Here is a 14170-nt window from a genome sequence, read left to right as displayed (position 1 = left end):
TGTCGACAATTAAGCCCGGCCGAATGCCGATGCGGCCTGCGTCAGGCGTGCGGTGGCAGTGCGGCGCGGTCCCGCTTCGCGGTGAGCCAATCCCTGACGCGGTAATAGCGTAGCGTCAGTTGCGGTCCAAAATTCATGTAAAACGGCGCCGCCGTCAGCGGCTCAAGCTTGAGCGCCAAATCCCTGTCAGGCACACCCAGGGCCCATTCCGACAAAATGCCGCCTAGCATGCTCCCGGTCGGCACGCCGCGCCCGGACAGTCCGGTCAGCGCGACGACACCCGGAGCCAGATCGTAGAGGCGCGGAATGGTGCGGTATTGCATATCGAGTTCGCCAAACCAGAAATAGTCCCAGCGGATGTCTTGATCGATTTGTGGATGAAGCCATTTGAGCCGGTCAGCCATCACCTGCTTGGTATAGGGCATGTCCCTACCCCGTCGCCCCATCGGGAACATCGACGCAACAATGCGGCCTTCGGCGTTGTATTTGTAGACGAAAATGTCGCCGCGCCCATCGTGGATGGTCGTGTTCTGGGGTAGGATGGTTCTACGTGTATCTTCACTCAGGGGCTGTGTCGCGGCCACGAACACCCGCTGAATCTTGAATGTGTTGTCCAAGCCTGGCCAGCCATCGACCGTATAGGCGCCGGTACCAAAGATAACCTTGTCTGCAATGACGCGGCCTCCGGGCGTTTTAACCGCCCATCCTCCACCCTCGCGCTCAACCTTTGCCACAGCCGAATGTGTATAAATCGCACCGCCTTCCGAGATCACGGCGCGTGCCAGTCCACGTGCATATCCAAGTGCATTGAGATGCCCGGCTTCGGAATGAAACCAGCCGCCATGGAACCGCGGGCTGCCAGTGACTGCTTCGACCTCGCGTTTGTCGAGCACGCGAGTCTTCGCACCCACGGTGTTATAGTCCCGCGCCTTTTCTTCGATGGTTGTCATGGCACTCGGCGTATGCGCGCCCATCACGTAGCCATTTTGCTGCCATTCGCAGTCGATGCCATAACGCGAGATCATATCCGCCACGCGATCATTCGCGCGAGTTTGACGCTGTATCAACCGTTCGGCCCAAGGCTCGCCCAGCATCTTGCGAAGTTCCGGCAAGCTATAATGCGTGAACGTCGGGGTACAGTGTCCCGCATTCCGGCCAGAGCCGCCAAACCCGATCTCCTGTGCCTCAAGGAGCACAACCTTCACACCCGAACGCGCAAGTTGCAGCGCGGTCGTCAAGCCCGTGTAACCCCCGCCGACGATGCAAACATCAGCCTTGATTGTGCCCCCCAACTTCGATGTCTCCGGCGCAGGTGCCGCCGTCGCATACCAGAGCGTCGCTTCGAAGGGAGAGAATTTCGGCACTATCCGTCTTCCCCTAGTTCAAGTCGCTGCGGGCATCGAGCGCGTCGCGGAGGCCATCGCCGATGAAATTGAAACTGGTGACCGCGAGCGTTATCGCCACACCCGGGATGATGGCCAGCCAAGGAGCGGACTGCAGATATTGCTGCGCTCCATTGAGCATATTGCCCCAGCTCGGAAGCGGCGGCTGAATGCCATAGCCGAGGAAACTCACATAGGCTTCAAGAAGTATGGCTCTGGCTACGGTCAGCGTAGCGGCGACGATGATCGGTCCCATCGCATTCGGCAGCAACTCGCGAAACATGATCCACCGATTGCTGAGGCCAAGCATCCGTGCGGCCATGATAAAATCGCGCTCACGCAGCGAGCGCACTTCCGCCTCGACGATGCGGGCAACTTCCATCCAGCTGGTGATCGCGATGATCACGGTGATCATGATAGGACTGGGTTTGATGAAAGCAGCCAGCGCCAAAAGCAGAAAGATGCTGGGAAAAGACAGGACCGCATCAACGAACCGCATCAGGACGGTGCCGATCCGCCCACCGTAGTATCCTGCGACGACACCGATCGTTGCGCCAATCATTGTGCTCAGGATCATTGCGGCAAAACCGACAAGCATCGAGATCCTGCCCGCCATCAGAAGGCGCGCAGCAATGTCACGACCCAGCGGGTCCGTGCCGAGAAAATGATAGCCGGTAAGCGGTGGAGAAAAGCGCGCGCGAAGATCGATATAAAGATCATTGTATGGGAGGAGATATGGCCCGATGACGCAGACCAGCGTCAACAGGATCACCATCACGACACCAAGTGCCGCGAGCCGGTGCCGAACGAACCGCCGGAAGGTCCGGCTGTTCCACCAGCCGGATTTTATGGGGCGATTGATGGGTGTTGAGGAAACAGACATCGCGATCTCCCTATGTCAGCCGAATGCGCGGATCGACGAATGCCGTAAGCAAGTCTGCCGCAAGGTTGCTCAGAAGAACGAGAATCGCCGAGAACATCAGCAGCCCCATCACCACCGGGTAATCCTGATAGCCGAGGCTATCGAGGAAAAGGCGTCCCATGCCCGGCCAGGTAAAAACCGTCTCTGTGACGAGCGCTCCGCCGAGGAGCGTTGGAACTTGTAATCCCGCCAAGGTTATCATCGGCAGCAGAGCGTTGCCGACGACATGCTTCATCAATACGCGCCGCGGCGTCATGCCTTTGGCGCGTGCCGTACGGACGAAATCCTGATTGATCACATCGAGCGTCGCGGTGCGCATGTAGCGGCTCCATACCGCCACGTCGACCAAGGCCAGAACCATGGCTGGCATGATCAGATGAATGGCATAATCCAGAAAGGAGCCGTTGCCGATCGTATACATATTGCCCGCCGGCAGCCAACCGAGCTTCAATGAGAAAATGTAGATCGCGACGAGACCGAACCAGAACGTCGGGATGGACAGTGCAACCATGGCGCCGACTGTCGCCGCGTAGTCAAAAATGGAATAGCGCTTGGTCGCTCCCTTGATACCGACCCAGGTCCCGATAGTGACCGAAATCACCGTTGCTGTGCCCATGAGCAGCAAAGTAGCGCCGAAGTGACCACCAATGACATCAAGAACAGGGCGGCTGTCTCTGAACGACCTGCCCCAGTCTCCGCGTAACAGGCGCCAGAACCAGTCCGCATATTGCACGACCAGTGGCCGATCGAGGCCCATTTGCGCAGAGATTCGATCAAGGTCTGCCTGCGTCATGCCAGGCGTCAGCGCAAATTGCGACAACGGACCTCCCGGTGCCAGATTCAGTACGGCGAAGCCGATCATGGATACCAGTACGAGCAGCACAAGGCTTTGTCCGAGCCTGTTCAATATGTAGCGTGTCATTGCGTCGATCTCCGATAGCGGTTCGAAGGCAGGACAGGGCCAGGCAGCGTCGCCGCCCTGGCCCTGCAGATCCTATGCCTGCTCCCAGTACCAGGTCCCGACGTTCCAGGAGTCGATCCGATTGTTCACGTTTGGCGCAAAACCGGTCATGCCCTTCTTGCGGCCTCGGACCGTGGCGTACTGGAAGATCGGCAAAAGAGGCAGATCATTGCGAATGATCTCCTGGATCTTGAGGTAGGCCTTCTTGCGTTCTTCTGGAACGAAGACGCGCCCGCCTTCACCAAGCAGCTTGTCGACTTCCGGACTGGAATATTGCGAGGTGTTCTGGCCTGCACCACCCTTGGCGTTGATGGATGTCGAAAGGAAATAATCCGACGAATCTGGATCTGCTCCGGTAAGGAAATTAATACCGACGACCACGGAATCGAATTTCGATTGCATCCAGTATTCACCCCACATGACCGCAGGCGGCAGATTTGAGATGGTCATCTCGACGCCGATATCCTTGAAGGACTGCTGCATGAACTGCTGGACCTGTTCGCGGATATGGTTGCCAGCCGTCGTCGAATTGGTGAACGAGAGACGCACGCCATCCTTGGCGCGAATACCGTCCTCACCCGGCTTCCAACCGGCATCGTCGAGGAGCTTTTTGGCCTTCTCGATATCAAACTCGTGCTTCGGCAAGTCTGTATTGAAGTAGAAGGATTGCTGCGGCATGTAGGTTTCGGTTGGAGCCGGCAAGCCATAGTAGAGCGCATCGATGATAGTGGTCTTGTCCAGCGCGTAATAAAGCGCCTGACGCACGGCAGGATCCTTGAACTGTGGCTTCTCCATGTTGAACGTGACCGATTCCACAGTGGCGCCTGGAACGACCTGAACCTCCTTGCCTTCCAGCGCTTTCGCCTCGTCGTAGTGATCCGGCGTGATCCATTGCAGGCCGGTCACATCAATATCGCCCGTCTTGAACTGAGTGTAGAGGACGGTGAGATCTGGAATATATTTGTATATGACCCGTTCGAGATAAGGACCGTCGCCATAATAATCCGTGTTGGCCGCAAGCTCGATGTGATCGCCTGCGACGCGTTCGACCCACTTGAATGGTCCTGTACCAACAGGTGCGTTGTTGAACAGTGCGGTGTTCCTGTCCTTTTCCGGCTCCAGGATGTGTTTCGGCACGATAAACGTCGCCGCTAGGATGGAAGCATAAGGCGCGTAAGGCTTTTCCATTCGCCAAGTGATTTCTGTTGGCGAAACAACCTTGATGTCACGTACCTGGTCGTGGCCGGCGCGCCGCGCGCTACGGAAATCCTTGTCGACGACGAGATCGAGCGTGAATTTTACATCGTCGGCGGTGAAGGGCTTGCCGTCATGCCACTTCACGCCGTCGCGGAGTTTCACCTTCCAGTTGAGGCCGTCGGCGGAGATGCCACCATTCTCGACTGTCGGAACTTCAACCGCCAGGGCGGGCGTAAACTTCCCTTCCGGGTCGACGTTGAATAGCGGATCGAAGACGCTGAAATGGATACCCTCATCGACCTCGATATGCAGCATATGCGGATTGAATACTGTAGGTTCCTGCGAGAAGCCGATGATCACCTGTCCCTTGGGTGCTGAGGGCGGAGCGGCATAGGCTTTATCTCTTCCAAGGATCCCCGGCATGACCAGGCCGGTTGCACCAACCATGCCCATCATGGCGAGTGCCTGACGCCGGTTGGGGTGGAGAATTGCATTTCGATGCTTATCAGACATTGTCGTTTCCCTTCTTTATTGGTTTGTGTTCAATGTTCCTGTTTGCATTCTATCTGCCAGTCGGCAGAGCATTCTCATTACGGCGTGGCTCCTCAACCGCGCCGATCTTAGAAACCACTGAGTGGCCGCACCTTCGATCCATCGCTGAAGCGGGAAAAACGAAAATCTGTGGGATCGACGACCGGCGCGCAGCCGGTCACGATATCGGCCATCAGTCGACCTGCCGCCGGACCAATGCCAAAACCATGGCCCGAAAACCCGGTGGCGATGTGAAAGCCCGGTATCTCATCCACTGCGGAAATCACAGGAATTGCATCCGGCGTAACATCGATGTAGCCCGCCCAACGCTGTGCAATCTCCGCCTTGTTGAAGACCGGAAAGGCCGCCTTCAGATTGTTGAAAGCCTTGTTGGACATGTCCAATGAAGGCTTCGGATCCAGCACGCGATTGTATTCGAAAGGGCTGGCCTCATCCATTTTCCAGTGCGTCGGGAGCCGCGCCTCGTCGAAGAAACGGCCACCGAAGCGAAACGACAGCGAACCCCATTCCATCTTGAGCGCCGGAAGGAATTTGAATGCATAGCGAAAAGATTTCGGCACGATGTCGACAATGTTTTCGTGGCCGGAGGCAATCGTATAACCGCCATCCTGGCGTTTCCGTATGGCAAAATCCTTGGACCAAAGCGCCGATTCCGGACCGCCTTCCAGCGGCTTCGTGCGCATGACGGTATTCATCACCTTCAGCTGCGGCAGGTCGATCCCGTAAAGCCCGCAGAAGAGATTGGACCAGGCGCCGCCCGCCAGTACGACAGCGTCGCAGGCGATGCGTCCGCGCTCGGTGACAACACCCGAAACCTTGCCGCCGGTCGTCTCGATGCCTCGCACGGCACATTCCGTCAGGATTGCCGCGCCTTTGTCGCGCGCGGCTTCAGCAACTGCGGGCGCGGCCTTTTGCGGTTCGGCGCGACCATCAGCGGGCGTGTACAAAGCGCCCTTGAGTTTCATGCTACCGCCCGGCAAAAGGTCTTCGAGTTCCTTGCCACTCACCATTCTGCTCGGCAGCTGATAGCCCTCGAGATTGTGGCCCCAACGTTCATGCTCGTCGTAGGACTTATCGTCGGGGCAGGCGAATATGATGCCGGCGCGTTTGTAACCTGTGTCACGGCCGAGCCTTTTGTCGAAGCCTGACCAGATGCGCAGCGCCTCGGCCATGAGCGGTACTTCGCGCGGGTCACGGCGGGAGATGCGCACCCAGCCCCAATTGCGGCTCGACTGTTCCTGACCGATGCCTCCTTTTTCACACAAAGCAACCTTATGACCGCGCTCGGCAAGTTCCAGCGCCGTGGACGTTCCGATAATGCCGCCGCCGATGACAACCACATCGACTTTTTCAGGCAGATTTTCATCGCCGTGCACGCGCACGACATAGGGACCGGGCATTTAATAGGATTCCTCTAACTGGCAGTTGATGGTGAATTCGGCGACGCTCGCCTCATTCGGAAGATCGAGAAGCATTGCCGTGATACGGGCGATGTCGTCGGGATCGGTCAGGAGATTGTCAGCACGGTTGGTAAGAGCTCGCGCCATGTCCGTTGCGACAAATCCGGGACAAAGAGCGGTTGCGCGTATACCGAGGTCCCAACCCGTATGGCGAATGCCATGAGCCAGAGCCACGGCCGCAAACTTGGAGATTGAATAGAGGCTGGCGGTCGAAGATTTCACACGCTTGCCGGACAGCGAGCCAAGGATGATAACGCGTCCTCGCCCGCTTTTGCCAAGCGCGTCCCAAGTCGCGGCCGCGAGCCGGCGCGGCGCCTTCACATTGATTGCAAGCATGGCATCGAGATCAGCATCATCAGCCTCAATCACGTTTTTCGGGATCATGATGCCGGCATTGGCGATGATCGCGTCGATACGGCCGAACCTCGCCAATGCCTGTTCTGTCCATGCGGCTTCTGCCGATGGATCGCTTGCATCGTAGGCAACGACCTGGACACGATCCGGATCAGCCCAGTCGGGCAATTGCGGGCTGCGCATGCCCAGTGACAACCGCCATCCAGCAGCACCAAGAAAGCGCGCAATCGCCTCCCCTATTCCTCTGTTTGCCCCCGATATCAGGACGACACGTTCTTCCGTCATATCAACAACGTTTCTCCCCGGTCATGCCGACCATCTTCCGGTATGCCCGGCGCAAGATATCCATCACCTGAGCCTGCTCTTCTTCCGCAATGAACGAGAAAAAATCCTTAGACTGCTTCGTGACAATTGGCCGGATCACGGCAGCAAGCTCAGCACCTTTCGGAGTAACGTAGAGCTCCTGCGCCCGCCGTTCACTGGCAGAGGTTTGCCGCCTGAGAAGATCATGTTCAATCATCTGCTCTATGAGACGTCCCATTGCCGAGCGGTCTTTCATGATGATCTGCGCGATTACGGACGGGCGGATTCCCGGGTGACTATCCACGAGCAGCAGCGTTGTAATCTTGCCGGTTCCACGCGCCACGTCGCATCCGTCGAGACGAGCATCAAGATCGCGGGAAACCGCAATGTTCATGGTGCGGATGTAGAAGCTCAACGTGTCTTCGAGCACGTCGAGATTGACATGTTCAATCGTGGTCGGCTTCGACATCATCTTCGGCATTCGGGCAAATTCCTTCCGCCCCCGATACGATGCATTGCGCCGGGGTTCCAAGGCTTCTGAATTTGTTATGCAGCTTTCAATTTTGCATGCTTCGGCAAATAGTGGACAAATGCAACTATTTTTTTATGTGAGATTGCAGGAATACCGAGCAAACAAAGAAATTGCCCGTTTGACGAGCCAAACGGGCATCAAAAAAGCACTCCAAGCCCAAAAATCAGGCAGCGGGTTCCCACTGGCTGCCTGGAATTGCCGAGACCAGTCGTTGAGTATACGCGTGCGCCGGACTGCGGAAGATTTGCGAGGGCGGTCCGAATTCTACGATCTCGCCGCGATACATGACTGCGATGTCATCGCAGATCTGGCTGGCTACGCGCAAATCATGGGTGATGAAGATCATCGCCACGTGGAGGAGTTTTTGAATTTTCGTCAGTAGTTCCAGGATTTGAGCCTGGATAGAAACATCAAGCGCCGACACCGCCTCATCTGCGACCAGAAGCACTGGATCGAACATCAGGGCGCGGGCGATGCCGATGCGTTGTCTCTGCCCGCCTGAAAACTCATGCGGGTAGCGATCGTACGCGCCTTCATCCAAGCCAACAAGTTCAAGGAGTTGCACCGCCTTCGCCCTTGCATCTGCGGCGCTGACACCGTGCGCCATCGGTCCGACGACCAATATTTGTCCGATGGTGTGGCGGGGATTGAGCGACGCAAAGGGATCCTGGAAAATCATCTGGATATAGGGGCGCATCGACCGGAATTCCTTGGCGTCGAGCGGTGCGATATCCTGACCGTTGAACAATATCTTGCCGCCATCGGCATCCATCAGCTTGAGCAGCACCCGCCCAAGAGAGGACTTTCCAGAACCGGACTCTCCGACGACGCCGAGCGTACGGCCCTTGCGGATCGTAAAACTTACGTCATTGACCGCATGCACCGTGCGGCCCTTCGTAAAGAAGCTCCCGCCGCTCGTATAGATTTTGTTCAGCTTTTGCACGTCGAGCACGACCGGGGTTTCTGTATTGCTCGCTCTGTCCTTGTCGCGCATTCGCGGCACAGCTGCTGTAAGGCGCTGCGTATAGGGATGCGATGGATGGTTGAGCACGTCGTCGGCTTTGCCCTGCTCGACTATCTTGCCCTTTTCCATGACGACGACACGATCGGCAATCTCTGCCACGACACCGAAGTCGTGCGTGATGAACATGACGCTCATGTGCTTGTCGCGCTGAATCTTGCGGATCAATTCCAGGATCTGCGCCTGCGTTGTCACATCGAGTGCCGTCGTCGGTTCATCGGCAATCAATACATCAGGACCAAGAGCCAGGGCGATCGCGATCATCACACGCTGTCGCTGTCCGCCGGACAGCCGAAAAGGATATTGGTGCTGCATAAGCAGTGGGTCTGGCAGACCTACCTCATCGAGCAGATCCAGCACCGCTTTTGCCCGCGTTTCGGGAGTGCCGATATTGTGCACTTCCATGACCTCGGCGATCTGCGCGCCGACCGTCATCAAGGGATTGAGCGCAGAGAGAGGATCCTGGAAGATGATCGAAACAGCACGCCCGCGCAATCCGCGCACATATTCGTCCTTGGCCTCAAGGATATTGACGCCTTTGAAGCGGATCGCGCCTTTGCTTGCTCGAATGGACGATGGCAGCAGGCCCATGATTGCGTTTGCGGTGACGGACTTTCCCGATCCAGACTCGCCGATGATGCAGAGAATTTCGCCAGGTCGCAGTTCAAAAGAAATATCTTCCACAGCGTAGCGCCGCTCCATGCCCAGCGGCAGATCCACCGTCAGATTTTCAACGGAAAGAATTGCATCTCCATTGACGACTGTGCTTCCTTTTTCAACTGCGCTTGTCATAACACCAGCGATCCTTCCGGCTTTGAAACATCAATTCAGTCATCTTTCCATTCGATGTCTGCAATGACAAGCAAGCAATTTCGATGCCAGCTCAACCTGAGACACTTGCCTTAGGCCACGGATCGCGAAGATCCCATTATTGGTGGATACATCTTTTTACTGGCTATAATATTGGAGCTGAAGCCGATAATTGTCTCCAATGACGAACACTTCGAGCCGTATTCCTGCGAAGACATTAACTGTATTTTTCTGCTTTTCATGTTAGCTTCAGGCATGACAGACGTTCGGAATATGCGCCTGCACTCAAGACCTTCCTTAACGCCCGCCGATGCCGAGGCCAACCGGTGGAGCTTCGCGCTTGAATCCGCCGGCCTCGGTGTTTGGGATTCCAATCTTACCACCGGACAGTGCTATTATTCGGCTACATGGAAGAAAATGCTGGGCTATCGTGAAGACGAGCTCGGCGATAGCAGCGATCTTTGGCTGGCACTCATACATCCTGATGACAAACAGCGTGCCATCGAAAGCGGTGAACGGCATATTTCCGGCGAAACATCGCAGATTGAGACCGAGTTCAGACTGCGCCACAAGGATGGTCACTGGGTGTGGGTTCTCGACCGAGGCCGTGTTGTCGAATGGGACAAAAATGGTCACCCATCGAGAATGATCGGCGTCCAGACGGACATAACCGATCAGAAGAACGCCGAACTGGAACTGACATTGCTGAACGAGCGCATTCAACTCGCGCTCGACGCTGGCCAGGTTGGGCTATGGCATTTCAACAGCGAGACCGAGATCGTCTTATGGGATCGCCGCATGCGCGAGATCTTCGGTATAGGCCCAGGTCCCGATGAAGTACCCCGCGCCACGTGGCACAATCTTTTGCACCCGGACGATGCTGCGAGAGCCGAGCGTGAGATAGAATCCACGTTTGAGACCGGCGAGCCCATGAAGACGAGCTACCGCATCATCAAACCTGATGGTCAAATCCGCCATGTGTTCGCTCTGGCGCGGCGTGTCCGTCACGAAACGATGCCCGACATGTTGATGGGCAGCATCTGGGACATAACAGAAGAGGTCCTGAACGCAGAGGCGCTTGCCCGGGAAAAGGACCTCTATCGCATTACACTCCAATCCATTGGTGATGCGGTTCTTACTACTGATGTTGAGAACAATATTACGTTTGCCAATCCAGCGGCGGAACGATTACTGTTGCTTAATACTCAGGAACTCATCGGTTCACGACTGGAAGATGTACTCAATCTCATCGATGAAGGAACCGGCACGACGCTTCTCTCTACGACCAGCCGTGCAATGCAAATTGGCCAGACAGTGGAGAGCGCTGAAAACGCGCTCTTTGTCCGGTCGGATGGAGGACGGCGTTCTCTGAGGGATATCGCCTCCCCGCTCTTCGATCTGACAGGCGCGATAACCGGATCTGTGCTGGTGATCCAGGATGTCACGAGCGCTCGAAACCTTCAAAGAGAGCTTTCCCACGCGGCAACCCATGATGCATTGACGGGCCTTTTGAACCGGACGGCATTCGAATCGGCGGTGTCGGCGCTGATCGAAAAAAGCGGCGACAGAGCTCCGCATGTGCTGCTTTACATAGACCTCGACCGCTTCAAGATGGTCAATGATACGCTTGGTCATGCGGCCGGCGATGCTTTGCTGAAAATGGCAACGTCCAGCATGAACAATGCTTTGCCCGAATCCGCCATCATTGGACGGCTGGGAGGCGATGAATTCGCCGTTCTCCTTCCGATCGACAAATTTGAGGAGGCAGAAGAGGCCGCCGAGCGCTTGATAAGCGAGATCAGAACCATTCAGCTGCCTTGGGACGGGAAAATCCAGAACATTGGCGCCAGCGTTGGAATAGCGGCACTCGATGAACCGGGCGTCACCCTCGCCGAGGCAATCGCCCGCGCCGATGCTGCCTGTTACGCCGCAAAGGCGGAAGGCCGCAATCGCAGCGCCATCTACAATATCAATACTGGCGCGGCCCGACAGAATCTTGCAAGTATTCAGGCCGCCTCTGGAATTCTGGAAGCATTGTCCGAAGGAAGACTTCAAGTTTACGGCCAGGAAATCAGAGCAATCTCCAATACAGACGACCACAGCATCTGCATCGAAATACTATCGAGGATGACCGGAATAAACGGGGAAATCATTGCGCCCGCCGAGTTCATTCCCGCTGCGGAACGCTTCGGCCTCATGGGTATAGTCGACCGCTGGATTATCCAGCACACGCTCGAGACCTACGGCCCAAAATTGATGCAGATGAAGAATGTGTCGCTCGCAATAAATCTGTCGGCGAATACAATAAGCGATCCCACACTCTGGCCATTTTTACAGTCAACGATTGAAAAAACCAAAGTTTCTCCGTCTCGCTTGATATTCGAGATTACGGAAACGACTGCCGTCAATAATTACGAGGCGGCAGAACACTTCGTTAGGGAGGCACGCGCAGCCGGATGCCGTATAAGTCTCGATGATTTTGGCACCGGCCTCAGTTCATTCGGATACTTACATCATTTCAAGGTGGACAGTATCAAGATAGACGGGGCATTTATCGAGAAATTGTCCAAAAGCCGGCTCGATCAAGCGGTTGTTGCTTCCATTAACGGTATCGCGCGCGAACTTGGTGTCGATGTTATTGCCGAACATATCGAGGATCTGCAGGCGGTCGACATTCTTAAGTCGCTTGGTATCGGCTATGGTCAAGGCTTTCTGTTTCATCGTCCCCAACCGCTTCAAGCCCTGTTACAGAGTTTGGAAAAGGTGGAAGTCCGATAGCTCGACCAACCAAAACAACCAGCTACACGTAATTTTCAATCTACAGTAGACAAAACCATCCCGGAATCGACGACTCTTGTGCAGGAATCGAAGGTTCTTGCGCCAGATCGGCCTCTTTTTGTCCAAAACTCTTCCGCGATGACAATTTAGCTTTCCCGTTTTTTCTGCTACGCGAATACGCTCGGGAGGAAAGTCGGCAATGGGTTACGATGCGGATGCGATCATCATTGGCGCGGGTCTCGCCGGGCTCGTTGCGGCAACCGAACTCATCGATGCCGGCAAGAAGGTGATCATCCTCGATCAGGAACCGGAACAGACACTCGGGGGCCAGGCCTGGCGATCCTTCGGCGGATTGTTCTTCATCAACTCCCCCGAGCAGCGCCGTCTGCGTATCAAAGATTCGCGTGAACTCGCATTGCAGGACTGGATGGGCTCGGCGGGTTTCGACCGGCCTGAAGATCACTGGCCGCGCAAATGGGCGGAAGCCTATATCGATTTTGCGGCCGGTGAAAAACGCGCATGGCTGTACGCCCAGGGCATGCGCTGGTTTCCGGTCGTCGGCTGGGCGGAACGCGGCGGATCGCTGGCCACAGGACATGGCAATTCCGTTCCGCGCTTTCATATCACCTGGGGCACAGGGCTTGGCGTGGTTGAGCCGTTTATTCGCCGGGCTCGCGAAGCCGAGCAAAAAGGTCTCCTCACTTTTCGCTTCCGGCACCGCGTCACGGCGCTGGTCAAAACCGCCGGGATCCTCGACGGGGTCGAAGGCGAAGTCCTCCAGCCGAGCGAAGTCAGGCGTAGCGAACCGAGTTCCCGCATTGCCACCGGATCGTTCGCCCTGAAGGCACAGGCGATTATTATCTGCAGCGGCGGTATCGGCGGCAATCACGATCTGGTGCGCAAGAACTGGCCGGCGCGGCTCGGAACGCCGAAGCACCTCATCAGCGGCGTGCCGGACCATGTCGACGGGTTGATGCTGGGCGTCGCCGAGAAAGCAGGAGCCCATCTCATCAATGAAGACCGCATGTGGCACTATGTCGAGGGCGTCAACAATTGGGATCCGATCTGGTCCAAGCACGCCATTCGCATTCTGCCCGGGCCCTCCTCGCTATGGTTCGACGCGCGCGGCGACCGCCTGCCCGCGCCATGCCTGCCCGGTTTCGATACGCTGTCCACGCTCAGCCATATCATGAAAAGCGGCTATGATTATTCCTGGTTCGTGCTGAACCAGACGATCGCCAAGAAAGAAATAACGCTTTCCGGCTCGGAACAGAATCCGGACTTCACATCGAAGAGCTGGATGCAGGTGCTGAAGCGCGCGCTAGGCGGTGTCCCCGCTCCCGTGCAGGCCTTCCTCGACAATGGCGAGGACTTCATCGTCGAAAGGGACCTCTCCACACTTGTCCGCCGCATGAACGCGCTGACTGGTGACAATCTGATCCATGAAGACAAGTTGCAGGCGCAGATCATGGCCCGCGACCGCGAAGTCGACAATCCCTATACCAAGGATGCGCAGATCACGGCGATCCGCGGCGCCCGCAACTATATCGGCGATCGCCTCGTTCGCGTGGTGCCGCCGCACAGGATACTCGACCCGAAACATGGCCCCCTGATCGCGGTGCGCCTGAGCATCCTTACTCGGAAATCGCTTGGCGGCATCGAGACGGATTTGAGTGCGCGTGTCTTGAAGGCTGACGGCGAACCGATGGCCGGGGTCTATGCAGCCGGCGAGGCAGCCGGCTTCGGTGGCGGCGGCATGCATGGTTATAATTCGCTCGAAGGAACCTTCCTCGGCGGCTCTATCTTCTCGGGCCGGACAGCCGGCAGGGCAGCGGCGAAGGCCACGTAGTCCTCTTCCCCATTCGTCGTCGTCATCACATTTCCATCTTGCGACCCCA

At 56.6% G+C, this 14170-nt stretch carries 10 protein-coding genes; 2 read left to right on the top strand and 8 right to left on the bottom strand.

All coding sequences use genetic code 11. The features are described 5' to 3' along the window. Positions 1-41 precede the first annotated feature (41 nt). The 8 genes from LB462_RS04815 to LB462_RS04780 all read right to left on the bottom strand — a co-directional run bounded on the left by LB462_RS04815 (position 42) and on the right by LB462_RS04780 (position 9476). A complete protein-coding gene (locus LB462_RS04815; protein WP_224506221.1) occupies positions 42-1364 on the bottom strand; it encodes an NAD(P)/FAD-dependent oxidoreductase in 1323 nt (440 codons plus the stop codon). 13 nt (positions 1365-1377) lie between these two features. Then, entirely contained in the window at positions 1378-2265 is an 888-nt protein-coding gene (locus LB462_RS04810) for an ABC transporter permease (RefSeq protein ID WP_224506220.1), read from the bottom strand. Positions 2266-2275: 10 nt separating this feature from the next. Next, positions 2276-3226 carry an ABC transporter permease gene (locus LB462_RS04805; protein WP_112551378.1) on the bottom strand — a complete coding sequence of 317 codons (951 nt, stop codon included), beginning with the start codon at positions 3224-3226 and terminating at the stop codon, positions 2276-2278. Between the two features lie 72 nt (positions 3227-3298). Continuing rightward, entirely contained in the window at positions 3299-4975 is a 1677-nt protein-coding gene (locus tag LB462_RS04800) for a peptide ABC transporter substrate-binding protein (RefSeq protein ID WP_224506219.1), read from the bottom strand. 107 nt (positions 4976-5082) lie between these two features. Then, complete coding sequence (locus tag LB462_RS04795) at positions 5083-6414, bottom strand: NAD(P)/FAD-dependent oxidoreductase (protein WP_224506218.1); 1332 nt, start codon at positions 6412-6414, stop codon at positions 5083-5085. Then, a complete protein-coding gene (locus tag LB462_RS04790) occupies positions 6415-7113 on the bottom strand; it encodes an SDR family NAD(P)-dependent oxidoreductase (RefSeq protein ID WP_224506217.1) in 699 nt (232 codons plus the stop codon). It abuts the gene before it with no gap. Position 7114: 1 nt separating this feature from the next. Further along, positions 7115-7612, bottom strand: a complete 498-nt coding sequence (locus tag LB462_RS04785; protein WP_224506216.1) for a MarR family winged helix-turn-helix transcriptional regulator — start codon at positions 7610-7612, stop codon at positions 7115-7117. Positions 7613-7826: 214 nt separating this feature from the next. Further along, on the bottom strand, positions 7827-9476 hold the full coding sequence (locus LB462_RS04780) for an ABC transporter ATP-binding protein (RefSeq protein WP_224506215.1): 1650 nt from the start codon (positions 9474-9476) through the stop codon (positions 7827-7829). 273 nt (positions 9477-9749) lie between these two features. On the opposite strand from LB462_RS04780, the gene LB462_RS04775 reads away from it, so the two are divergent. Then, entirely contained in the window at positions 9750-12272 is a 2523-nt protein-coding gene (locus LB462_RS04775; protein ID WP_224506214.1) for an EAL domain-containing protein, read from the top strand. 199 nt (positions 12273-12471) lie between these two features. Beyond that, the gene (locus LB462_RS04770; protein WP_224506213.1) at positions 12472-14121 is read left to right on the top strand and encodes an FAD-binding dehydrogenase; all 1650 of its coding nucleotides are present in this window, start codon (positions 12472-12474) and stop codon (positions 14119-14121) included. Positions 14122-14170: the final 49 nt, after the last annotated feature.

The sequence above is a fragment of the Phyllobacterium chamaecytisi genome (assembly GCF_020164455.1).
In the GTDB taxonomy this organism is placed as follows: domain Bacteria; phylum Pseudomonadota; class Alphaproteobacteria; order Rhizobiales; family Rhizobiaceae; genus Phyllobacterium; species Phyllobacterium chamaecytisi.
This window is presented reverse-complemented; position numbering and strand designations above follow the sequence as displayed.